Source organism: Kitasatospora sp. NPDC054768 (assembly GCF_053612025.1).
The window spans coordinates 22,100-42,687 of record NZ_JBSHBN010000071.1; the positions used below are offsets into that span (position 1 = coordinate 22,100).

The 20,588-nt window shown below is 73.0% G+C and carries 22 protein-coding genes and 2 pseudogenes; 15 read left to right on the plus strand and 9 right to left on the minus strand.

Going from position 1 to position 20,588, the window contains the following annotated elements; all coding sequences use genetic code 11:
• The first annotated feature begins 187 nt into the window (after positions 1-187).
• The gene (locus ACWGKU_RS21630; protein ID WP_401049722.1) at positions 188-1,987 is read left to right on the plus strand and encodes a bifunctional metallophosphatase/5'-nucleotidase; all 1,800 of its coding nucleotides are present in this window, start codon (positions 188-190) and stop codon (positions 1,985-1,987) included.
• Here ACWGKU_RS21630 and ACWGKU_RS21635 read toward each other — a convergent pair.
• From ACWGKU_RS21635 to ACWGKU_RS21655, 5 genes are all read right to left on the minus strand, one after another.
• Positions 1,894-3,501 carry a HAMP domain-containing sensor histidine kinase gene (locus ACWGKU_RS21635; protein ID WP_452178483.1) on the minus strand — a complete coding sequence of 536 codons (1,608 nt, stop codon included), beginning with the start codon at positions 3,499-3,501 and terminating at the stop codon, positions 1,894-1,896. The two genes, ACWGKU_RS21630 and ACWGKU_RS21635, sit on opposite strands and share 94 nt — an antisense overlap.
• The gene (locus ACWGKU_RS21640) at positions 3,498-4,268 is read right to left on the minus strand and encodes a response regulator transcription factor (protein ID WP_359915066.1); all 771 of its coding nucleotides are present in this window, start codon (positions 4,266-4,268) and stop codon (positions 3,498-3,500) included. The genes ACWGKU_RS21635 and ACWGKU_RS21640 overlap by 4 nt, the downstream gene beginning before the upstream one ends.
• Positions 4,269-4,336: 68 nt before the next feature.
• The gene (locus ACWGKU_RS21645; RefSeq protein ID WP_452178482.1) at positions 4,337-5,593 is read right to left on the minus strand and encodes a S1C family serine protease; all 1,257 of its coding nucleotides are present in this window, start codon (positions 5,591-5,593) and stop codon (positions 4,337-4,339) included.
• Between the two features lie 115 nt (positions 5,594-5,708).
• A complete protein-coding gene (locus tag ACWGKU_RS21650) occupies positions 5,709-6,767 on the minus strand; it encodes a LacI family DNA-binding transcriptional regulator (protein ID WP_401056268.1) in 1,059 nt (352 codons plus the stop codon).
• A 148-nt stretch (positions 6,768-6,915) separates the two neighbouring features.
• Positions 6,916-7,647, minus strand: coding sequence for a response regulator transcription factor (locus tag ACWGKU_RS21655; RefSeq protein WP_380546926.1), 732 nt, complete (start codon positions 7,645-7,647; stop codon positions 6,916-6,918).
• 718 nt (positions 7,648-8,365) lie between these two features.
• Here ACWGKU_RS21655 and ACWGKU_RS21660 point away from each other — a divergent pair.
• From ACWGKU_RS21660 to ACWGKU_RS21690, 7 genes are all read left to right on the plus strand, one after another.
• Entirely contained in the window at positions 8,366-8,659 is a 294-nt protein-coding gene (locus tag ACWGKU_RS21660; RefSeq protein ID WP_452178481.1) for a MoaD/ThiS family protein, read from the plus strand.
• A 5-nt stretch (positions 8,660-8,664) separates the two neighbouring features.
• Positions 8,665-10,218 (plus strand): hypothetical protein, encoded by a 1,554-nt coding sequence (locus ACWGKU_RS21665; RefSeq protein ID WP_452178480.1) that lies wholly within the window; start codon positions 8,665-8,667, stop codon positions 10,216-10,218.
• 193 nt (positions 10,219-10,411) lie between these two features.
• Complete coding sequence (locus tag ACWGKU_RS21670) at positions 10,412-11,143, plus strand: LmeA family phospholipid-binding protein (RefSeq protein ID WP_452178479.1); 732 nt, start codon at positions 10,412-10,414, stop codon at positions 11,141-11,143.
• Positions 11,144-11,402: 259 nt separating this feature from the next.
• The gene (locus tag ACWGKU_RS21675; RefSeq protein ID WP_353652343.1) at positions 11,403-11,483 is read left to right on the plus strand and encodes an Ms5788A family Cys-rich leader peptide; all 81 of its coding nucleotides are present in this window, start codon (positions 11,403-11,405) and stop codon (positions 11,481-11,483) included.
• A gap of 233 nt (positions 11,484-11,716) precedes the next feature.
• On the plus strand, positions 11,717-12,550 hold the full coding sequence (locus ACWGKU_RS21680; RefSeq protein WP_380354414.1) for a sulfurtransferase: 834 nt from the start codon (positions 11,717-11,719) through the stop codon (positions 12,548-12,550).
• A gap of 53 nt (positions 12,551-12,603) precedes the next feature.
• Entirely contained in the window at positions 12,604-12,894 is a 291-nt protein-coding gene (locus ACWGKU_RS21685) for a DUF1416 domain-containing protein (protein ID WP_030059605.1), read from the plus strand.
• A 73-nt stretch (positions 12,895-12,967) separates the two neighbouring features.
• Complete coding sequence (locus tag ACWGKU_RS21690; protein WP_359909413.1) at positions 12,968-13,240, plus strand: DUF3099 domain-containing protein; 273 nt, start codon at positions 12,968-12,970, stop codon at positions 13,238-13,240.
• A gap of 14 nt (positions 13,241-13,254) precedes the next feature.
• Here ACWGKU_RS21690 and ACWGKU_RS21695 read toward each other — a convergent pair whose 3' ends face one another.
• The gene (locus tag ACWGKU_RS21695) at positions 13,255-13,617 is read right to left on the minus strand and encodes a DsrE family protein (protein WP_359909410.1); all 363 of its coding nucleotides are present in this window, start codon (positions 13,615-13,617) and stop codon (positions 13,255-13,257) included.
• A 347-nt stretch (positions 13,618-13,964) separates the two neighbouring features.
• Between ACWGKU_RS21695 and ACWGKU_RS21700 the strand changes: the two genes are divergently transcribed.
• The 3 genes from ACWGKU_RS21700 (at position 13,965) to ygfZ (ending at position 16,130) form a co-directional block, all read left to right on the plus strand.
• Entirely contained in the window at positions 13,965-14,567 is a 603-nt protein-coding gene (locus tag ACWGKU_RS21700; protein WP_359909407.1) for an FABP family protein, read from the plus strand.
• Between the two features lie 116 nt (positions 14,568-14,683).
• Positions 14,684-15,148, plus strand: coding sequence for a Fur family transcriptional regulator (locus tag ACWGKU_RS21705; protein WP_359909404.1), 465 nt, complete (start codon positions 14,684-14,686; stop codon positions 15,146-15,148).
• A gap of 19 nt (positions 15,149-15,167) precedes the next feature.
• Positions 15,168-16,130: a CAF17-like 4Fe-4S cluster assembly/insertion protein YgfZ gene (gene ygfZ / locus ACWGKU_RS21710; RefSeq protein ID WP_401054253.1), complete on the plus strand. Its 963-nt coding sequence runs from the start codon at positions 15,168-15,170 to the stop codon at positions 16,128-16,130.
• Positions 16,131-16,137: 7 nt separating this feature from the next.
• Here ygfZ and dtd read toward each other — a convergent pair whose 3' ends face one another.
• Positions 16,138-16,578, minus strand: a complete 441-nt coding sequence (dtd, locus tag ACWGKU_RS21715) for a D-aminoacyl-tRNA deacylase (RefSeq protein ID WP_224283110.1) — start codon at positions 16,576-16,578, stop codon at positions 16,138-16,140.
• A gap of 621 nt (positions 16,579-17,199) precedes the next feature.
• Here dtd and ACWGKU_RS21720 point away from each other — a divergent pair.
• From ACWGKU_RS21720 to ACWGKU_RS21730, 3 genes are all read left to right on the plus strand, one after another.
• A complete protein-coding gene (locus ACWGKU_RS21720) occupies positions 17,200-17,820 on the plus strand; it encodes an RsiG family protein (RefSeq protein WP_380546920.1) in 621 nt (206 codons plus the stop codon).
• A gap of 72 nt (positions 17,821-17,892) precedes the next feature.
• On the plus strand, positions 17,893-18,852 hold the full coding sequence (locus ACWGKU_RS21725) for an asparaginase (protein ID WP_401054190.1): 960 nt from the start codon (positions 17,893-17,895) through the stop codon (positions 18,850-18,852).
• Positions 18,853-18,999: 147 nt separating this feature from the next.
• A complete protein-coding gene (locus ACWGKU_RS21730; protein ID WP_359909395.1) occupies positions 19,000-19,209 on the plus strand; it encodes a dodecin in 210 nt (69 codons plus the stop codon).
• Between the two features lie 91 nt (positions 19,210-19,300).
• Here the strand turns inward: ACWGKU_RS21730 and ACWGKU_RS21735 are convergent.
• Positions 19,301-19,453, minus strand: a pseudogene (locus ACWGKU_RS21735) (hemin ABC transporter ATP-binding protein); the annotation flags it as partial.
• Positions 19,454-19,680: 227 nt separating this feature from the next.
• A complete protein-coding gene (locus tag ACWGKU_RS21740) occupies positions 19,681-20,172 on the minus strand; it encodes an inorganic diphosphatase (RefSeq protein WP_188300447.1) in 492 nt (163 codons plus the stop codon).
• A gap of 76 nt (positions 20,173-20,248) precedes the next feature.
• Between ACWGKU_RS21740 and ACWGKU_RS21745 the strand changes: the two are divergent.
• Positions 20,249-20,588: pseudogene (locus tag ACWGKU_RS21745) on the plus strand (hypothetical protein); the annotation flags it as partial.

The window sequence follows — 20,588 nt, forward strand, 5'->3', positions numbered from 1 at the left end:
TCGGGGCTCTTCCGCACGCTCTCCGCATCCGGCGGACGGCGACGGTTCGTCAGTAGGTAATCCTCTCGTTACGTTCGACGTCCTGACAGCTACGCGCGTTGACCCTAGGCTTCGCAGTCGCAACACATGTTCGAACGCCGATGCTGTCCACAGCCGGTGCTCCTTCCAAGGTGCAGGGGAACCCTTCATGCTCACCGTCAGATCCCGACGGACGGCGCTCGCCGTCGTCGCCGCCGCAGGTCTGTTCGGCACGGTGGTCGTGCCGACGGCCGCCCAGGCCGCCGACGCCAACGCCAAGCGCCACAAGACCGTCAACCTCCAGCTGCTGGCGATCAACGACTTCCACGGCAACCTGGAGCCCCCGGCCGGTTCGTCCGGCACGATCAAGGAGATCGACCCGGCCACCGGCAAGGAGGTCGCCACCCCGGCCGGCGGCATCGAGTACCTGGCCACCGAGCTGCGCAAGGCGCGCATCCCGGCCGACGACTCGATCACCGTCGCGGCCGGCGACATCATCGGCGCCAGCCCGCTCACCTCGGCGCTCTTCCACGACGAGCCGACCATCGAGGCGATGGACAAGCTCGGCCTGGACGTCACCTCCGTGGGCAACCACGAGTTCGACGAGGGCGCGCAGGAGCTGCGCCGCATGCAGGACGGCGGCTGCCACCCGACCGACGGCTGCTACGAGCCCGGCCGCACCTTCAAGGGCGCCAACTTCAACTACCTGTCGGCCAACGTCACCGACGAGAAGACCGGCAAGCCGCTGCTGGCCCCGTACTGGATCACCAAGTCCCAGGGCGTGAAGGTCGGCTTCATCGGCGTCACCCTGGAGGGCACGCCGAACATCGTGACCGCCGAGGGCGTCAAGGGCCTGAAGTTCGCCAACGAGGTCACCACGATCAACAAGTACGCCGCCGAGCTCAAGGCCAAGGGCGTCAACTCGATCGTCGCGCTGATCCACGAGGGCGGGTACCCGGCCAGCAGCGTCTACAACTACGACTGCGGCGCGGCCGGCCAGGGCATCTCCGGCCCGATCGTCGACATCGCCAAGAAGATCGACCCGGCGGTCGGCGCCATCGTCACCGGCCACACCCACAACGCGTACGCCTGCAGCATCCCCGACCCCAACGGCGTCCCGCGTTCGGTGACCAGTGCCGCCTCCTTCGGCCGGCTCTTCACCGAGATCGACATGAAGCTGGACAAGACCACCGGCGAGATCGTGCGCCCCTCGGTCAAGGCCGAGAACCACGTGGTGCGCCGTACGGTCGAGAAGGCGCCCGACATGACGGCGCTGGTCGACCGCTACTCCAAGCTGGCCGCCCCGATCGCCAACCGTCCGATCGGCTACATCGCCTCGGACATCAACGGCCGCGGCAACAGCGACCTGGAGAAGCCGCTCGGTGACGTGATCGCCGACGCGCAGCTCGCCGGGCTCGCCCCGGCCGACAAGGGCGGCGCGCAGGTCGCCTTCATGAACCCCGGCGGCATCCGCTCCGACCTGGTCCACAAGGCCTCCGGCGGCGAGGGCGACGGCGTGGTGACCTACGGCGAGGCGTTCACCGTCCAGCCGTTCACCAACATGATGCAGGTCAAGACGCTGACCGGCGCCCAGCTGATCCAGCTGCTCCAGCAGCAGGTGAGCGGCTCCAACGCCGCCGCGCCGAAGGTCCTCCAGGTGTCCTCGAACCTGCACTACACCCTGGACATGCGCAAGACCGGCGCGGACCGGGTGGTCCTGGACTCGGTCCGGCTGAACGGCGCCCCGGTCGACCCGGCCGCCACCTACCGGGTCGCGGCCAACGAGTTCCTGGCCGGCGGCGGCGACGGCTTCCCGGCCTTCGCGGCCGGCACCGACAAGCTGGTCGGCGCCTCGGACCTGGACGTCTTCGCGACCTACCTGAGCGCCCACAGCTCGGCGGCCTCGCCGCTCCAGGCCCCGGCGCAGGACCGGATCAAGATCATCGGCCCGGGCAGCGACATCGACTGACCGTGAGCCGGCCCGGGAGGGGCGGGTCCGCCGGGCAGCCGGACGGTGGCCAGCGCGCCCGGGCCGCCGTCGGCCGCCGGACCGAGGCTGACCTCGCCGCCCGCCTCCCGGACGCTCTGCGCGACGATCGACAGCCCGAGGCCGGAGCCGGGCAGCTGGCGCGAGGAGGGCGAGCGCCAGAACCGGTCGAAGACGTACTGGAGCTCGTCCGGAGGGATCCCGGGGCCGTGGTCGCGGACGGTCAGCACGCCCTGGTGCAGCCGGACCTCGATGGTGCCGCCGGGCGGGCTGTACTTGACCGCGTTGTCCAGCAGGTTGATCACCGCGCGTTCCAGCCCGGCCGCGTCGCCGTGCACGTACCAGGGCTCGGTGTCGGTCTCGAACACCAGCCCCGGGCCGCGCAGCTCGGCCCGCTCGACGGCCCGTCCGGCGATCTCGTGCAGGGCGACCACGGTGAGGGCCGGGCCGCTCTTCGGGGTGTCCGGGCGGGAGAGCTGGAGCAGGTCGCCGATCAGCAGGGTGAGCTCCTGCATCTGCGACTTCATGTTGCCGAGCAGCTTGGTCTTGGTCGCGGCGGGCAGCGGGCGGCCGGTGTCGTTGCTGCGGATCAGCAGGTCGACGTTGGTGCGCAGGGAGGTCAGCGGGGTGCGGAGCTCGTGCCCGGCGTCGGCTATCAGCCGGGTCTGCCGCTCGCGGGAGTTGGCGAGGGCGGTGCTCATCGAGTTGAAGGAGGTGGAGAGCCGGGCGATCTCGTCGTCCCCGTGGACCGGGATGGTGGTGCCGACCTCCTCGGTCCGGGCGATGTGCTCGACGGCGTCGGTGAGCTGGTCGACGGGCTTCAGGGCGGAGCGGGCGACCAGGCGGCCGGCGACCGCGGCGAGCAGGATGCCGCCGACGGAGACCGAGGCGAGGAGGATGGCGAGGCCCTGGAGGGAGTCCTCGACGGGTTGGGTGGAGGTGGCCACCATCAGCAGGACCGGCCCCGCTGTCGCGGAGCGGGTCAGCGAGATCCGGACGACTGCCGGAGTCCCGTCGGTGAAACGGCCGTCTCGGATGATCGACTGGCCGTTCTTGAGCCTGTACCCGGCTGCGTCACCGGGCTGGACCACGATCGCCTTGGTCGCGTTCGGTGGCAGGCAGACGGCCGTCAGGTTGGCCGTCACGAACTGGGTGTCCCGGGCCACCGCGCTGCCGTTCTCCGAGGTGAGGCCCGTCGGCTGGTTCGCCAGGGCCTGTTCCGGGGTCGGGTAGCAGATCAGGGGCACTCGGGGCCCCGGCGGCAGCGTCGCGCTCGCCAGGTCGGCCCGCACCTGCCCGTACAGCTGCTTCTCCACGATGAACCAGCACGCCAGTGCCGACAGCGCGATCGCCACCGCCACCGCCGCCGCGCTCAGGAAGATGAGGCGGCTGCGCAGGGAGCGGGAGCGGAACCAGTGGAGGAGGCGCTGTCGGCGGTCGGGCGTGCGGGGCCGGGCCTGCGGAGGGGTCAGCGGAGGGGGCGGAACGTTGTTCACGCGCTCGTGCCGGCGGCCTGGCGCAGGGCGTAGCCGACGCCGCGTACGGTCTGGATCAGGCGGGGCATGCCGCCCTGCTCGGTCTTGCGGCGCAGGTACATCACGTACACGTCCAGGGAGTTGGAGGAGGGCTCGAAGTCGAAGCCCCAGACCGCCTTGAGGATCTGTTCGCGGGTGAGGACCTGGCGGGGGTGGGCGAGGAACATCTCCAGCAGCATGAACTCGGTGCGGGTGAGCTCGATCGGCTTGCCGGCCCGGGTGACCTCGCGGGTGGCGGTGTTCATCCGCAGGTCGGCGAAGGAGAGCACCTCGCTCTCGTCCTCGACGGCGGCGCGGGCGGCGGCCTCGGCGGCGAGGGCGTTGCGGCGCAGCAGGGCGCGGACGCGGGCGAGCAGTTCGTCGAGTTCGAAGGGCTTGGCGAGGTAGTCGTCGGCGCCGACGTCGAGGCCGGTGACACGGTCGCCGACGGCGTCGCGGGCGGTCAGCATCAGGACCGGGACGGTGTCGCCGCGCGAACGCATCCGGCGGACGGCGGTGAGGCCGTCCATCCGGGGCATCATGATGTCCAGCAGGACGAGGTCGGGCCGGTCGCGTTCGACGGATTCCAGGGCCTCGTAGCCGTCGGTGGCGGTGGCGACCTCGTACCCCTCGAAGGCGAGGCTGCTCTCCAGGGCGTCCCGGAGGGCGGGTTCGTCGTCGACCACGAGGAGCCGGGCGGAGGGGTGGCCGGCCTCGGCGGTGGTGCGGTCGTCGGCGGACGGGGTCATGGGCGGGTGCCCTTTCTCGTCGGGTGGAGGGCCTGCTGGGAGCAATTGTCCGTCTCAGCGAGTGTGGCTCACAGGTTCTGGCCGGCTTCGAGTTTCGGCAGGACCTGCTTGATGTCGTTGATCGGGATGGCGAAGCCGAGGCCGACGCTGCCGGCCGAGCCGCCGCCGGAGGAGCCGGAGCCGCCGGGCGCGTACATCGCCGAGTTGACGGCGATGACCTGGCCGCTGGCGTTGATCAGCGGGCCGCCGGAGTTTCCGGGGTTGAGCGCGGCGTCGGTCTGGAAGGCCTTGTAGGTGGTGCTGCTGCCGCCGGTGGGCTGCGGGGTGGTGCCGCGCAGGCCGGGGACGCCGGGGAGGAAGGGGAGGCCGAAGCCGCCGTTGTTGCTGGTGCTGCCCTCGTCGAGCTGGACGGTGACGTCGCGGTTCTCGGCGCTGATGATGCCGGAGGTGACGGTGCCGGTGAGTCCGTCGGGGTTGCCGATGGCGACGACCGGGTCGCCGACGGCCACGGCGGAGGAGTCGCCGAGGACGGCGGGGGTGAGGTTCTTGGCGCCGGTCGCGGTGATCACGGCGACGTCGAGGGCCTTGTCGGTGCCGGTGACGCTGGCCTGGGCGGTGGAGCCGTCCTTGAAGGTGACGGTGATCCGGCCGCCGGCGGTCGCGGTGTCGATCACGTGGTAGTTGGTGAGGATCCGGCCGTCGGTGTTGAGGACGACGCCGGTGCCGGTGGCGGTGCCGTTGCCGTTCTTGACGGTGATCTGGACGGTGCTGGGCGAGACGGCGGCGGCGATGGCGGCCACGTCGGCGCTGCCGTCGGAGCGGGCGGAGACCGGGCTGGCGATGGTGCCGACGCGGTTGTCGGCGCCCTGCCGGTCGGCGGCGACCAGGCCGCCGGTGACCCCGCCGAGGACGGCGGCGATCGCGGCGACGGCGGTGACCAGGGCGAGCCGCCCGCGCAGCAGTCCGCGCCGGGCCCGGTTGCCGTGGTCGCCGGGGCCCTCGGGGGAGCCCGGCCCGAGGATCGTGGGCGGCTCGGGCGGGGTCGGCGGGGGCGGCGGCGGGCCGTCGAAGACGCCGCCGGAGTGGTCCTCGCGGTAGCCGTACCCGGCCGGGCCGGTGGTGCCGTGGGCGTCGGCGGTCCGGCCGGCGCCGAGCACGGTGCCCTCGATCACCCGGGGCTCCGGGGCCCGGTCCGGGCCCTGCTGCTCGTACTGGCCGTACGGGCCGTACTGCTCGTACTGGTCGTACTGCTCGTGCTGCGGGTGGGACGCGTGGGGCTCGTACGGGCCGTACTGCTCGCCGGGGTACCGCTGCTGTTCGCTCATGCCGACCAAGCTCGTCCCGCTGCATGAGGAGTGCATGAGAACCGGCTCAGAACGGGGAGAGAAGCCCGTTGGGTTCTCATAAAGCCTGGTCAGGCGGCCTGCCGAGCGGAACCGGCTACTCCGGTACGGATCGGTCCGGGGCGGAGTCGCCGCAGCCGCAGGAGCGGCGGATGACCAGCCGGGACGGGAAGGTGCGGACCCGCTCGGTGTCCGAGCCGGGCACCATCAGCGAGTCGTCCAGCACCAGGTCCACGGCGGCCCGGGCCATCGCGTCGCGGTCGGAGGCGACGGTGGTCAGCGGCGGGTCGGCGAGCGCGGCCTCCGGCACGTCGTCGAAGCCGGCCACCGCGAGGTCCTCCGGGACCCGCAGGCCGACCTCGCGGGCGGCCCGCAGCACGCCGATCGCCTGGTCGTCGGTGGAGCAGAAGATCGCTCGCGGCCGGTCCGGCGAGCGGAGCAGGCCGAGCGCGACGTCGTAGGCGCCGTAGCGGTGGAAGGGCGCGTCGATCAGGTGGGGCTCGGTGGGGATGCCGTGCGCGTCCATGGCGCGCTGCCAGCCCTCGACGTGGTCGATGACCGGGTCGCCGGGGGCGGGGGACTCGACCGGGCCGCCGAAGCAGGCCACGTACGGGTGCCCGTGCACCTCCAGCAGGTGGCGCACCACGGCCTCGGCGCCCGCCACGTCGTCGGTGACCACCGCGACGTCGTCGATCGCCTCGGGCCGGCGGTGCAGCAGCACCACCTTGGCGCCCTCCATCGCGGCGAACTCCTCGGCGGCGCGCTGCGAGGGGCCCTGGCTGACCAGGATCAGGCCGGAGACGCGCATCCCGAGGAACGCGCGGACGTAGTGCACCTCGCGGTCGTCCACGTAGTCGGAGTTGCCGATCAGCACGAGCTTGCCGCGGTCGGAGGCGGCCCGTTCCACGGCGTGCGCCATCTCGGCGAAGAAGGGCTGGCGGGCGTCCGGGACGACCATGCCGATCAGGTTGGTGCGGCGGGAGGCCATCGCCTGGGCGACGCTGTTCGGCCGGTAGCCGAGCTGCTCGATCGCCGCGAGGACCTTCTCCCGGGTCGCGGGCGCGACCGGGCGCGGCCCGTTGTTGATGACGTAGCTGACGACCGCGGTCGAGGTACCAGCCAGCCGGGCTACATCGTCGCGCGTCACTTTGGCCACGGGGGGAGTCTACGCGTGTGGCCTCCGGGGCGGCAGTGGGGTCCGGGGCCTTGTTCGGCAGGCCGACGGGCCCCTCCGGGAGGAACCGGGCAAGCCGGGCGGGGCGCGGCCCGCCCGGCTCCGGAGCGGTGTCCGGGCGGGCCCCGGCTCAGGCGTCCAGGGGGGTGGCGGGGCGCTGGGCGAGCTCAGGCCGCTCGCCCTTCTCGGGTTTCTCCGGGACGACGAAGCGGTAGCCGACGTTGCGCACGGTGCCGATCAGCTGCTCGTGCTCCACGCCGAGCTTGGCGCGCAGCCGCCGGACGTGCACGTCCACGGTCCGGGTGCCGCCGAAGTAGTCGTAGCCCCAGACCTCCTGGAGCAGCTGCGCCCGGGTGAAGACCCGGCCGGGGTGCTGCGCGAGGTACTTGATCAGCTCGAACTCCTTGAAGGTGAGGTCGAGCGCCCGGCCCTTGAGCTTGGCGGAGTAGGTGGCCTCGTCGACCGAGAGGTCGCCGTTGCGGATCTCCATCGGGCTGTCGTCGGTGACGACCTGGAGGCGGCCGAGGGCGAGCCGCAGCCGGGCCTCGACCTCGGCCGGGCCGGCGGTGTCCAGCAGGACGTCGTCGATGCCCCACTCGGCGGTGACGGCGGCCAGGCCGCCCTCGGTCACCACCAGGATCAGCGGGCAGCCGATGCCGGTGGAGCGCAGCAGCTGGCAGAGGCTGCGGATCTGCGGGAGGTCACGCCGGCCGTCGACCAGGATGACGTCCGCGCTGGGGGTGTCCACCAGGGCCGCGCCCTCGGCGGGCGCCACCCGGACGTTGTGGAGCAGCAGGCCGAGGGCGGGCAGCACCTCGGCGGAGGGTTGCAGCGCATTGGTGAGGAGGAGGAGAGAACTCATGCCCGGTGGTCCCCTTTCCGGGTCGTCGCGGTCGCGTTACGGCTGCCGCCACAGCCGGATGGCGCACGTGCTGAGGGGGAGGGCAGGACGACGGTCGGCCGCGGCGAACCGGGGGAGCGGACGGCGAGCAGGGCGCGACGGCGGGTCGGCCGGGGGTCCCGCAATCCCTGGCGCACCGTTTCTGCCCTGTTCATCACCGCGAACCCTCCGGTCTGGTCCGGTGCCGGGTGGCGGCCCGGTGCCGGTGGCGGTGCCCCGGCCGGCCGGGGCACGTCGTTGTGCCGCGTCAGGCGGGGCGGTTCCTGCTGCGCGCCGGGGGTGGGCCGACGAATCGCAAGAACGTCCGTACTGGCGTCCTGAAAGCACAAAAGGACCCGGGGGCGACTCTGCCCGGATCCCTCTTGGTGGTCGAGGATAGCCGACCGCCCCCTCCACCGGGAGTGCGGGAATCCGGCGGTTCGCCCAATTCGGGCGTGCGCCGGGTGAGGCTGGACACAGCTTCGAGCGCCGGTCCGGTGCGCCTCGGTGGCGCTCCGGTGCGTTTCTCCGTGTCGGCCCGGCCAGGGCGATTGCCGCTCGTGGCGGCGGACACGCCATCATGGGACGCACATCGAAGGCGCTGTTCGGGTCCATCGTTCGGGTGGTCGGGCGGTCGTTGAGGTGTCGAGCCGGACCGGGACACCGGCACCGGGCGAGGACGACGAGAAGGGGTGGCCCGATGGGCGTGACCACCGAGCCCGCGAGCGGCGCCCGGGTGCGCGGGACGATCCGCTACTGGGCGGCGGCGAAGTCCGAGGCCGGGCTGGCCGAGGAGCCGTACGAGGCGGTGACCCTGGCGGAGGCGCTGGCGGCGGCCAGGGAACGGCACGCCGACCGGCCGAAGCTCGTCCGGCTGCTCGGGCACTGCTCGTACCTGGTCGACGGGGCCCAGGTGGGCGGCCGCGACCACGCGACCGTCGCCCTGACCGAGGGCGGGACGGTGGAGGTCCTCCCCCCGTTCGCGGGAGGCTGAGCGGCGTGACGGACATGAACAACCCGAACGACCCGAACCGCGGCGGCTACGGCGGATGGCCGCAGCAGCCCCACCGGCCGCAGCAGCCGTACCCGCCCCGGGCGCAGCAGCAGCACCCACAGCAGCACCCGCACCCGCAGCAGTCGCACGTCCCGCCGCAGCAGCCGGGCCACCCGTCGCCGTACGGTTTCCCGGTGGACGACGCGGCGGCGACCACGGTGATGCCGCCGGTGCCCGCGTTCGACGACGCGGCCGCGACCACCCTGATGCCGCCGGTGCCGGCCGTGGACGACGCCGAGGTGACGGCGCTGCTTCCGCCGGTGGTGGTGTCCGGTTCGCTGCCGGTCGCGCCGCCCCGGTCGCACCAGCCCCACCAGCCGCAGTTCCAGCCGCAGCCCCGGCCCCACCAGCCGCAGCCTTACCAGCAGCCGCAGCCCCACCAGTTCCAGCAGCCGCAGCCGCAGCCCCACCAGCCCCACCAGTTCCAGCAGCCGCAGCCCCACCAGCCCCACCAGTTCCAGCAGCCGCAGCCGCAGCCGCAGTCGAGGCAGCAGCGGCGTCGGCAGTCGGAGCAGCCGGAGCAGCCGGTGCAGCCCCAGCCGGACCCGACGATCCAGCTCCAGCTCCAGCAGCCGTCGAGGCCGCGGGCCCGGCACGCGGCCCCTGCGGCGCAGCCGGCTCCCGCGCCGCAGGCGGCGGAGGCCTTCGATCCGCCGACCATGACGCTCAAGCGCCCGACCGCCCCCGGCGTCCCGGGTCCGGCCGGAGCCCCCGGCCCGCTGGGCGTCCCCGCCGCGGCGCCGTTCCCGGCCGTTCCGCCGCCGTCCGCGCCGTCCGCGGGCCCGCGCGGCCGGACCGGCTCGCCGATCATCGACCCGGGCCTGCAGCCAGCCCTGATCACCGCCGGTGCGGCCGCGCTGCTGGCCGGCGGTGCGGCGCTCGGGCAGGTCGCGCTGGCCCTGGTGGTCGCGCTGCTCCAGCTGCTGACGGCGGCCGGCTGGTTCCGGCTGAACGGCATGTGGCCGGCCCGGCAGGGCATCCTGCTCGCCGCGCTGGCCGGTTTGACGGCGGACGTGGCGGTGCTCCTGGCGGACTCCGACGGCGGCGTGGCGGCGGTGGTGGGCACCCTGGGCGGGTTCTTCCTGCTCGTCCTGGTGCTGCAGACGTTCCGTCCGTCGGACCCGAAGGAGCGGTTCTACGCGCTGACCGTGCTCGGTTCGGCCACCGTGGTGACCGCGCTGTGCACCATGCTGCTGCTGGCCGACTGGGTGCCGGCCGCGGTGGGTGCGGTGGCGCTGGCCACCCTGCTGGCCGCGGCGCCGTTGCCCGGACCGAAGCAGCTGGGCCCGGTGCTGGGTCTGGCCGCGGCGGTGGTGCTGGGCCTGCTGGTCGGGGCGCCGGTGGCGCTGGGTGCGCTGGCCGGGCTGGGTGCGCTGGTCGGCCGCCGGGTCGCGGCGTACGACTTCCCGTCCCGCTTCGTGCACATGACGGCGGGGGTGGCGCTGCCGTTGGCGGTGGCCGCGCCGCTGATCTGGATCGCCACCGAGCTGCTGGCCTGATCCTCCCGTCCGCTGCGCGCTGGGTCGGATTCCGGCTCCGGAACCATGTTCCGGAGCCGGACGTCGTACGGTCGTGCGAGGGCGGACGTGTCCCGCGTCCGCCGCGGAACGACGAACGACCCACTGCGAACGACCCACTGCGAACGATTTCAGCGACGAACGACCACAGCGAGCGGCGACGACGGGGGACACGATGCGCGGATGGCTGAAGGCCACGATCGGCCTGGCGGTGCTCTCCGGCCTGCTGCTGGGGGCCGACCGGATCGCGGTGGGCGTGGCCGAGGACGAGGCCGCCGACCGGATCGTGAAGAGCGGCCGGATGAGCCAGCGCCCGGACGTCTCGATCGAGGGCTTCCCGTTCCTCACCCAGGTGGTGTCGATGAAGCTGGACGACGTCCGGATCTCCTCCGACGGCCTGACCGTCGGGGACGGCAGTCACCAGGTGGCGCTGCACTCGTTCAAGGCGCAGCTCTCCGGCGTCAAGGTCAGCGACAGGATGAGCAGTGCCACGGTGGACAGCGGCACCGGCAGCGGGGTGATCTCGTACCCGGACCTCGCGCAGCTGCTGCCGCCGGCTTCCCAGCTGCTGCACGGGGCCAAGCTGCCGGTGGGCGGCAACTCGCGGCTGACGCTGTCCTACGCCGGTCCGGGCAAGGTCAAGGCCTCGCTGGGGCCGATCGCGATCGGCGAGGGCACCGTGCACAACAAGGGGAACACCGTCACGGTGGACGGCTTCCGGCTGAGCTCGCTGGCGGGGTTGGTGGCCGGTGCCACCAATCAGCAGCTGGAGCCGATGAGCTTCACCCTGGACTCGCTGCCGGCCGGGCTGAAGCTGGCCGACAAGGACGGTGGCAGCGGGGTGACGCCGTTGCCGGAGGGCCTCCAGCTGACCTTCGACGGCAAGGGCGTCAAGCTGCTGGGCTGATCCCCGGCCCGGTCCTGGTTCAGTCCCGTTCCCGTTCCCGGTCTCGTTCCCGGGCCGCCGAATCGTTCCGCTCCGCGAGACGCGCTGTCCAGCGCGGACCGTGGAGCGGTGCCGTTTCCGCCCCGCGCATGCGTTCGGACGGCTTCGGTACGGGCTCCCGCGGGCCGGTCGTGGGCAAAATCCCATCATGCGGTCGTTTTGATCCCACCATTCGATACGCTGGTGACAGCGGGCCTCCGGTGTCCCTAGCATCGTCGGCATGAAGCGACAGACGGACCTCACGAAGCGGCGGGCGGTAGACCTGTGCCGCGTGTCCGCCTGTCTGTGTCGAATGCGCTGATTCGGCGCTCCGGCTGGGCAGTTGAAGCCCGCCGCCGATCTTTCCGGTGACCGCGTCCGGCTCTGTGAGCGGGCGGTCGCCGAGGTACTCCGCAGTTCACTGCCCGGCCGCGCCGGTCCGCCCCCTCGTCCCGGTATTCGGACAGGAATTCGGACCGCGCCCACTCGGGCACCCTGCAGCACCCTCCTGAGCAGCACCTTCCGTACAACCGCCCTCGGATGGAGAACCCCACCATGAGCCGCAGCGACGTCCTGGTCGACGCCGACTGGGTCCAGGCCCGCCTGGACGACCCGAAGGTCGTGATCGTCGAGGTCGACGAGGACACCTCCGCGTACGACAAGAACCACATCCGCAACGCCGTCCGGATCGACTGGAAGCAGGACCTCCAGGACCCGGTCCGCCGCGACTTCATCGACCAGGCCGGCTTCGAGGCGCTGCTCAGCGCCAAGGGCATCGCCAACGACGACACCGTCGTCCTGTACGGCGGCAACAACAACTGGTTCGCCTCGTACGCCTACTGGTACTTCAAGCTGTACGGCCACGGCGACGTCCGCCTGCTGGACGGCGGCCGCAAGAAGTGGGAGCTGGACTCCCGCGACCTGGTCGCCGAGGTGCCGGCCCGCCCCGCCACCGAGTACACGGCGCAGGCCGTCGACTCCTCGATCCGCGCCTTCCGCGACGACGTGCTCGCCGCCATCGGCACCCTGAACCTGGTCGACGTCCGCTCGCCCGACGAGTTCTCCGGCAAGCTGCTGGCCCCGGCCCACCTCCCGCAGGAGCAGTCGCAGCGCCCTGGCCACGTGCCGAGCGCCCGCAACATCCCGTGGGCCAAGAACGCCAACGACGACGGCACCTTCAAGAGCGACGACGAGCTCAAGGCGCTGTACGAGGCCGAGGGCATCGACCTGGCCAAGGACACCATCGCCTACTGCCGCATCGGCGAGCGCTCCGCGCTCACCTGGTTCGTGCTGCACGAGCTGCTCGGCCAGGAGAACGTCAAGAACTACGACGGCTCGTGGACCGAGTACGGCAGCCTGGTCGGCGTGCCGATCGAGCTCGGCAACTGAGCCCAGGCCCGACCCGTAAGTCAGAAGGCCAGTAAGTCAGAAGGTAGGCAGACATGTGCGGTGCGAAGGCCGGCGGCCCGGACCTGGCAGGAGTTGACGTGGCGAACGAGACGATCATCCAGGGTTCGGTGACCCGCGACGGTGAGCCGGTCAACGGCTACGTCCGGCTGCTGGACGAGGGCGGTGAGTTCACGGCCGAGGTGCCCACCTCGGCGACCGGCCAGTTCCGGTTCTTCGCCCGCCCGGGCAAGTGGACCCTGCGCGCGCTGGTGCCGGGCCAGACCGTGGACCGCCAGGTGGTGGCCTCCCAGGGCACCGCCGTCGAGGTCGCGATCGCGGTCTGACCGGAGCCGCGACGTTCCCGGATCACCCCGAGGGCCCCTGCCGTGCAGGGGCCCTCGGTCGTACCGTGGAGGGGTGCAGGCAAGGCGGCGGCGTCGCTACTACTTCGCCATGATGGGCGTGTGCCTGGGTTTGTTCGTCATGGCCTGGGGCGTGGTGCGGTTCTTCTCGGTCGGCGCGGCGATCGGCATGTGCGTGGTCGCGATGGTCATCCCGCCCGCCGCCGCGGTGTTCGCCAACAAGCGGGACCCGGACGACGACTGGTGGGACGACCCGCGCTGGGACGACCCGAAGTGGGACGAGCCCGGCCACGACCGGGACCGCCCCGACCACGAGGAGCACCCGTAGGGCCCGGGGAGGCGTCAGTACACGAGCGCCTGGACGCCGTCCGCCATGATCTCGCTGACGAAGACCTGGGCGCCCGCGATGCGGACACCCTCGACGGTGTCCTTCTGCTCGATCCCGCGCCGGGCCGCGCACTGGGTGCACAGCGTCACCGAGCCGGCCGCCAGGATCGACTCCAGCAGGTCCGGCAGCGGTGCCGCGTGCGGCAGTTCGAACTCCGCCGCCCGGTCCGGCAGCGCGAACCAGGAGGACTCCCCGGTCAGCCAGAGCGAGACGTCGATCCCGCTGGCGACGGCCACCGCCGCGACCGTGAACGCCTGCGAGCACCGCTCCGGCGCGTCCGCCCCTGCGGTGACCTTGATGACCAGTTTCTTCGACATGGCGCCACCATAGAGGTCGGGCCGCCCCCGCCGTCCGGCATCCCGGAACCCTTGGGCAAAGCTTGGGCAGCCGCGGGAAGGCGGCGCGAACCGCGACGTGGTGGGGCTCACCGCGACCGGCCGGAACCCGGCGGATAGAGTGAGCCGAGCACAATCCACCACACTGTCGCCGCCTGGGAGCCACCCGTGTCCGGTCTGGAAATCTTCTTCGACGGTCTGCTGGCCCTCATGGCCGTGCTGATCACCTGGTTCGCCATCTTCTCGGTGATGAAGCTGTACCAGGGCCAGCGCTGAGCCTGCCGTACGGTTGAGGCAGGCCCACACCGACGAGAACAGCGACCAGGAACATGATCGAGATCCCTTCCGACCTCCACAAGGACGTCGTCCCGCTCGCCTTCCTCCTCGGCACCTGGGAGGGCGCGGGCGTCTATGCCCCTCTGCCGGGTGACGGGGGCCCGGGCGCGGAGAAGTGCAACTTCGGCCAGGAGATCGTGATCCGCCACGACGGCCGCCCCTTCCTGGAGTTCCGCTCCCGCACCTGGGTGCTGAACGAGGAGGGCGAGAAGGTCCGTCCGCTGGAGAACGAGCACGCGTTCTGGCGCATCACCAGCAACCACGACGGCACCAGCGGCGCCCGGGGGATCGAGATCTCCTCCGTGCGCGACGACGGCACGGTCGAGATCTGGTACGGCGAGCTGGCCGACGGCAAGCCGCAGGTCGACGTCTCCACCGACGCGGTCGCCCGGATCGAGGGCTCCCCGGAGTACTCGGGCGGCAAGCGGCTGTACGGCTTCGTCAACGGCGAGCTGCTCTGGGTCGGCGAGAAGGCCGCCCCGAACGTGCCGCTGCGCCCGTACATGTCCGCGCAGCTGAAGAAGGTGCTCAGCCCGGCCCAGCTGATCAAGGACATCAACGACCTGCCGGACGACGGCATCGCGTTCTTCAAGTAGGCCGATGGCGCAGGCCGGTCGCACGACCGGCACTTCCGTGCACGAGGTAGGGACCGGCCCGCGGCCGGTCCCTACACTTGCCCCAGGACCCCCGACCATTGGCAGGGACGAGTACCGTGGCGGACACCGGCACCACCGACTGGCAGCTCTCCGGCGACTGGAAGGCCGACCTGCGCGAACGCGGGTACCGGCTCACCCCGCAGCGCCAGCTCGTGCTGGAGGCCGTCGACGAACTCGACCACGCCACCCCCGACGACATCCTCTGCCACGTCCGCCGGACCGCCAGCGGCGTCAACATCTCCACCGTCTACCGGACCCTGGAGCTGCTGGAGGAGCTGGGGCTGGTGTCGCACGCCCACCTCGGCCACGGCGCCCCGACCTACCACCTGGCCGGCCGCCACCACCACCTGCACCTGGTCTGCCGGGACTGCGAGCAGGTCACCGAGACCAGTACCGAGATCGCCCAGCCGCTGATCGACAGCCTGCGCGAGCGGCACGGCTTCGACACCGACCTCAAGCACTTCGCCATCTTCGGCCGCTGCGCCGACTGCACCGCCAAGGTCGCCGGGGAGCAGCCGTAAGCTGGCCGGTATGACCGGTGTGAAGAGCCCGCTGCTTTCCCTGCCCGGAGCCGTCCCCGCCGAGGGGGCCGACGAGGGTGTCGCCGCCCACTACGGCGACATCTTCCGCGAGCAACGCAACCTGTCGCAGGGCGCCGGCTTCGTCGACCTCTCGCACCGCGGCGTGGTCACCGTGACCGGCCCGGACCGGCTCTCCTGGCTGCACCTGCTGCTCACCCAGCACGTCAGCGAGCTGCCGCCGCAGCAGGCCGCCGAGGCGCTGGTGCTCTCCCCGAACGGGCACGTCGAGCACGCGCTCTACCTGGTGGACGACGGCACCACCACCTGGGCGCACGTCGAGCCGGGCACCCAGGAGGCGCTGGTCGCCTACCTGGACGGCATGCGGTTCTTCTACCGGGTGGAGGTCGCCGACGCGACCGCCGAGTACGCCGTGGTCCACCTGCCGGCGGGCTCCACCGCCTCCATGGAGGGCGCCGCCGCCGTCCGCGAACTCCCGTACGGGCGTGACCTGTTCGTGCCGCGCGGCGAGCTGGGGCGGCTCACCGCCGGGTACGGCCCGGCGGCCGGGGTCTGGGCGTACGAGGCGCTGCGGATCGAGGGCCACCGGCCCCGGCTGGGCTTCGAGACCGACCACCGGACCATCCCGCACGAGGTGGACTGGCTGCGCACCGCCGTCCACCTGCAGAAGGGCTGCTACCGCGGCCAGGAGACCGTCGCCCGGGTGCACAACCTGGGCCGGCCGCCGCGCCGGCTGGTCTTCCTGCACCTGGACGGCACCGAGGAGTCGCTGCCCCCGCACGGCACCGAGGTGCGGCTGGCCACCGACCCGGACGGGCGGGCGCTGGGCTTCGTGACCTCCTCGGCCCGGCACCACGAGCTGGGGCCGATCGCGCTGGCGATCGTCAAGCGGAACGTCCCGGTGGACGCCGTGCTGCTGGCCGGGACGGTGCCCGGCACCCAGGACGTGATCGTCCCGCAGTAGGGGCCGCTCAGACCTCGACGAGGACGGTGAACGGGCCGTCGTTCACCAGCGCCACCTGCATGTCGGCGCCGAACCGGCCCGTCTCCACCTTGGCGCCCAGCGCCCGCAGCTGCGCCACCACCTCGTCCACCAGCGGTTCGGCGACCGGGCCGGGGGCGGCGGCGTTCCAGGTGGGGCGGCGGCCCTTGCGGGCGTCGCCGTAGAGCGTGAACTGGCTGATCACCAGCAGCGGGGCGCCGAGGTCCGAGCAGCTCTGCTCGACGCCCTCGTCGTTCGCGGGCAGCAGTCGCAGCGTCCAGAGCTTGCGGGCCAGCTGGGCGGCTTTCGCGGGGGTGTCGTCGTGGGTGACGCCGACCAGGACGCAGAGCCCCGGTCCCTCGATCGCGCCGACGGTCTCACCGGCCACGGTCACCCGGGCCTCGGTCACTCGCTGCACCACTGCTCGCATGCCGCCATTGTGCCGGAGCGCCGTACGGCCCCCGGGGGCCCCGGCAGCCGTGGGGGCCTCCCCGCGCATCGGCCCGTGCGCCCGTTGCCGCCGCGTCGGACGCCGTGCGTCCACCGCCCCACCGCCCCACCGCCCCCGTCGTGCCTCCGGGCCCGCGCCGCACCCTTCCCGTGCGCCCCGGCTGCCTCCCCAGGGCGCACACCAGGGGCGCGTGAAGCAGCTCTGCGCGCCCCTGGGTGCGCGCCTGCGCCGAATCGGGCGCTGCTCTTCCTGCGGAAAGGACCGGTCATATCAGCCACCCCTGTTCGCCAGGGGGCCGTTCGGGTGCACGGGCGGTGCGCGTGCGCCGGGCGGGGTGGCACGCTGGTGGACCGTACGAAGGGTCCGGGGCGCCAGGAGGTCCGCCGCGCCGGGCCGGGTTCGGCCTGGCGGTCGAGCCGGTAGGTCAGGCGTCTGGCGGTGCCGCCCCGGTGGGCGGTCGCGGCCGGGGACCGGAGCCTCCGGGGGTTCCCGGGCGTGCCGGTGGACGGGACGTGCGGCCCGTCGGGGGACGGGCCGGACCGGCGGCAGGGACGGGGTGCCGCGAGCGGGCGGGATCGGACGACGTCAGGTGGTTGGGTGATGGACGCGAGCAGCGCGGCGCGGGACCGGTCCGGGCCGGTGGTGCGGCCCCCCGGGGGCCCGTACGGCCCGGCGGCGGGCGCGGGGGACGAACCCGATCTGGAGCGACTGGGCCTGGAGCAGCTGCGGGTGCTGCGCCGGGAGACCCTGGAGCAGGAGGCCGACCTGTCGTACCTGCGGCGGCTGCTGCACGGGCGGATGGACATCCTGCGCGCCGAGCTCGACCGGCGGCCCGGCGCGGGCCCGGTCCGTACCGCCGGCCCGTCCGGCCCCGAGCCGGCCCCCGGCGACCTGCTGGACCGGCTGCCGGCCATCCTGACCGACGCGCCCTCCACCGTGCGGCGCTCGGCCCGGCACGTCACCCTCGGCCCGCCGCGCACCCGGGAGTCCGGGCTGGAGGCGGACGCCCTGATGGGCGACGTCCAGCTCGCCGACCTGGCCGCGCACCCGGCCGAGGAACTGCTGGCCGCGCTGGAGCGGCTGCGGGCGCACGAGCGGGAGGTGTCCGGACGGCGCCAGCGGCTGCTGCGCACGGCCGACGGTTGCAATGCCGAGATCACCCGCAGGTACCGTGATGGGGAAGCACGGGTCGACGACCTGCTCGCAGGGGGGCCGCTCTGACCGGGTGAGTCGCCGCGGGCGGTGGGCCCGGCTCCCGCCCGGCCCACCCTCGCCCCGGAAGGCTCACCCGCCATGTCCCTGCCCGCCACCACGCCCGTTCTCGCCGAGGTCGTGCGCTCCGGTTTCGTCGAGGGCCGCCACCGCGGCTCCCTGGTGCTGCTCGCGGCCGACGGCTCGGTCGAGTTCGCGCTCGGCGACCCGGACGCCCCGGTCTTCCCGCGGTCGACCGCCAAGCCGTTCCAGGCGGTGGCCACGCTGCGGGCCGGGCTGGCGATCGAGGGCGAGCTGCTGGCGCTGGCGGCCTCCAGCCACTCCGCAGAATCGTTTCACCTCGATGGTGTGCGGAGTATCCTCGGCTCCGCCGGGCTCGACGAGTCGGCCCTGCGTACCCCGGCCGACCTGCCGCTGGACGAGACCGAGGCGGAGCTGCTGCTCGCCGCCGGCGGCGGACGCGCCCCGATCCTGATGGACTGCTCCGGCAAGCACGCCGGCTGGCTGGCCGCCTGCACGGCCAACGGCTGGGACACCGCGAGCTACCTCGACCCGGCCCACCCGATCCAGCGGCTGGCCCGTGAGGCCCTGGAGGAGGCCACCGGCGAGACCGCCGCGCACGCCGGGGTGGACGGCTGCGGCGCGCCGCTGCTGGCCGTGTCGCTGACCGGGCTGGCCCGCGGCTACCGCGGCCTGGTGCTGGCCGCCGAGGGCACCGAGCCGCGTCGCGTCGCCGACGCGATGCGCGCCCACCCCGAGTACGTGGCCGGCACCCGCCGGGCCGACACCCGGCTGATGCGGGCGGTGCCGGGAGCGCTGTCCAAGATGGGCGCCGAGGCCGTCCAGGTGGTCGCGCTGCCGGACGGGCGGGCGCTGGCCTTCAAGATCGAGGACGGCGGCGAGCGGGCCCGCGGCCCGGTGCTGGCGGCGGCGCTGCGCCGGCTCGGGGTGACGGGGGCGGACGGGACCGTCGAGCGGATCGGCGCCGCCCCGCTGCTCGGCGGCGGCGTGCCGGTCGGCGAGGTGCGGGCGGCGTTCTAGGACGTTTCCGGGCGGTCGGCGGTCGGCGGTCGGCGGTCGGCGGCCGGTGGTCGGTGGTCGGTGGTCGGTGGCCGCTCGTCCGGGTGCGGGCGGGCCCGGGCCGGTGCACGGTGGACCGGGGGCCGTCGCACAGCTGAGGAGTCCGCCATGACCGACCATGTGTACCGGGTGACCGAGATCGTCGGGTCCTCGACCGAGAGCGTCGACGCCGCGATCCGCAACGGGGTGGAGCGCGCCTCCCGGACGCTGCGCAACCTCGACTGGTTCGAGGTCTCGCAGGTCCGGGGCCACCTGGAGGAGGGCCGGATCAAGCACTACCAGGTGTGCATCAAGGTCGGCTTCCGGCTGGAGGACTGACCGGGCCCGGAAGCCCGACCAGGCCCGGCCCGGTAGGACCGGCCCGGTTCAGCCGCGTTCCGGCAGCACCGGCGGCACCCCGGTGCGCGGGTGCGCCAGCACCTCCACGGGGTGCCCGTACACCTCGCTGCCCTGCGAAGGCGGTGGGCTCGGTGGCGGCCATCGCCTCGGCCACGGCCGCCGCGTCCTCGGCTGCCGCCGCAGTGCCCGCCCACGGCGCGCGGCCTGTCCGGACCACCTCGTCGGCCTCCAGGGTTCGGGTCGGCCGTTCGGGTCGGCCGTTCGGAGTCGGACCGAATATTTTGGTTAGCCTAACCTAACTTCACATCATGCCGACAGGGTGTCGGCAAACCGTCCCGTCCCCGGGAACGACAGAGGCCGGGGCCCGCGGAAGAAATCCGCGAACCCCGGCCCCGGGCTGTCCCGACCTGCCTCGAACCGCTCTCGATCGAATGAGATCGGAACGACGGCTCAGTGGCCGCCCTGCTCCGCCAGACGCTTGATCGAAGCGGTGACCTCGGCCTCGGCCTCGGCGCGGCCGACCCAGTCGGCGCCCTCGACGGACTTGCCGGGCTCCAGGTCCTTGTAGACCTCGAAGAAGTGCTGGATCTCCAGGCGGTCGAACTCCGACACGTGGTGGATGTCGCGCAGGTGCTCCCAGCGCGGGTCGGTCGCCGGGACGCAGAGCAGCTTGTCGTCGCCGCCGGCCTCGTCGGTCATGTGGAACATGCCGATGGCGCGGCACTTGATCAGGCAGCCCGGGAAGGTCGGCTCGTCCAGGATGACCAGGGCGTCCAGCGGGTCGCCGTCCTCGCCGAGCGTGCCCTCGACGTAGCCGTAGTCGGCCGGGTAGCGGGTCGAGGTGAAGAGCATCCGGTCGAGCCGCAGACGGCCGGTCTCGTGGTCGACCTCGTACTTGTTACGAGAGCCCTTCGGGATTTCGATAAGGACGTCGAACTCCAACGGTTCCTCCAAGGTAGGGACTGACAGAATCCAAGTGTCTCCTACGGGAGCGAGTGCTCAGGAAAGGGGCCGGTCGGTGGGAGCAGGGGGAGGGGCGGCGCGCCGTCGCGGGGGGACGGCCGCGGGGCTGGTCGGAGCGGCGCTGCTGGTCGTCGGTACGGTCCTGACCTCGGGTGGTGCGTACGCGCAGCCGTCCCCGCCGCCGGGTGGGCACAGTGCCGGGCATGGCGAGGACGAGGACCACGACGGGAAGGGCGGCCGCGACGGGAGGAAGGGCGACCACGGGAAGGGCGGCGCCGGACCCCGGTCGAACGACGGTCCGGGTGCCGAGCCCACCCGTCGGGCCGCGCCGCCCGTCGCCTCCGGGCCCGCCGCCCCCACCGCCGCCGGCGGCAGCGACGCGCCCGGCGCACGCC

Coding starts and splice junctions, on each gene's coding strand:
- ACWGKU_RS21700 (WP_359909407.1), top strand. CDS start 13,965: ATGATCGAGATCCCTTCCGACCTCCACAAGGACGTCGTCCCGCTCGCC.
- ACWGKU_RS21725 (WP_401054190.1), top strand. CDS start 17,893: ATGTCCCTGCCCGCCACCACGCCCGTTCTCGCCGAGGTCGTGCGCTCC.
- ACWGKU_RS21670 (WP_452178479.1), top strand. CDS start 10,412: ATGCGCGGATGGCTGAAGGCCACGATCGGCCTGGCGGTGCTCTCCGGC.
- ACWGKU_RS21630 (WP_401049722.1), top strand. CDS start 188: ATGCTCACCGTCAGATCCCGACGGACGGCGCTCGCCGTCGTCGCCGCC.
- ACWGKU_RS21655 (WP_380546926.1), bottom strand. CDS start 7,647: ATGAGTTCTCTCCTCCTCCTCACCAATGCGCTGCAACCCTCCGCCGAG.
- ACWGKU_RS21680 (WP_380354414.1), top strand. CDS start 11,717: ATGAGCCGCAGCGACGTCCTGGTCGACGCCGACTGGGTCCAGGCCCGC.
- ACWGKU_RS21660 (WP_452178481.1), top strand. CDS start 8,366: ATGGGCGTGACCACCGAGCCCGCGAGCGGCGCCCGGGTGCGCGGGACG.
- ACWGKU_RS21695 (WP_359909410.1), bottom strand. CDS start 13,617: ATGTCGAAGAAACTGGTCATCAAGGTCACCGCAGGGGCGGACGCGCCG.
- ACWGKU_RS21720 (WP_380546920.1), top strand. CDS start 17,200: ATGGACGCGAGCAGCGCGGCGCGGGACCGGTCCGGGCCGGTGGTGCGG.
- ACWGKU_RS21730 (WP_359909395.1), top strand. CDS start 19,000: ATGACCGACCATGTGTACCGGGTGACCGAGATCGTCGGGTCCTCGACC.
- ACWGKU_RS21645 (WP_452178482.1), bottom strand. CDS start 5,593: ATGAGCGAACAGCAGCGGTACCCCGGCGAGCAGTACGGCCCGTACGAG.
- dtd (WP_224283110.1), bottom strand. CDS start 16,578: ATGCGAGCAGTGGTGCAGCGAGTGACCGAGGCCCGGGTGACCGTGGCC.
- ACWGKU_RS21640 (WP_359915066.1), bottom strand. CDS start 4,268: ATGACCCCGTCCGCCGACGACCGCACCACCGCCGAGGCCGGCCACCCC.
- ACWGKU_RS21675 (WP_353652343.1), top strand. CDS start 11,403: ATGAAGCGACAGACGGACCTCACGAAGCGGCGGGCGGTAGACCTGTGC.
- ACWGKU_RS21685 (WP_030059605.1), top strand. CDS start 12,604: ATGTGCGGTGCGAAGGCCGGCGGCCCGGACCTGGCAGGAGTTGACGTG.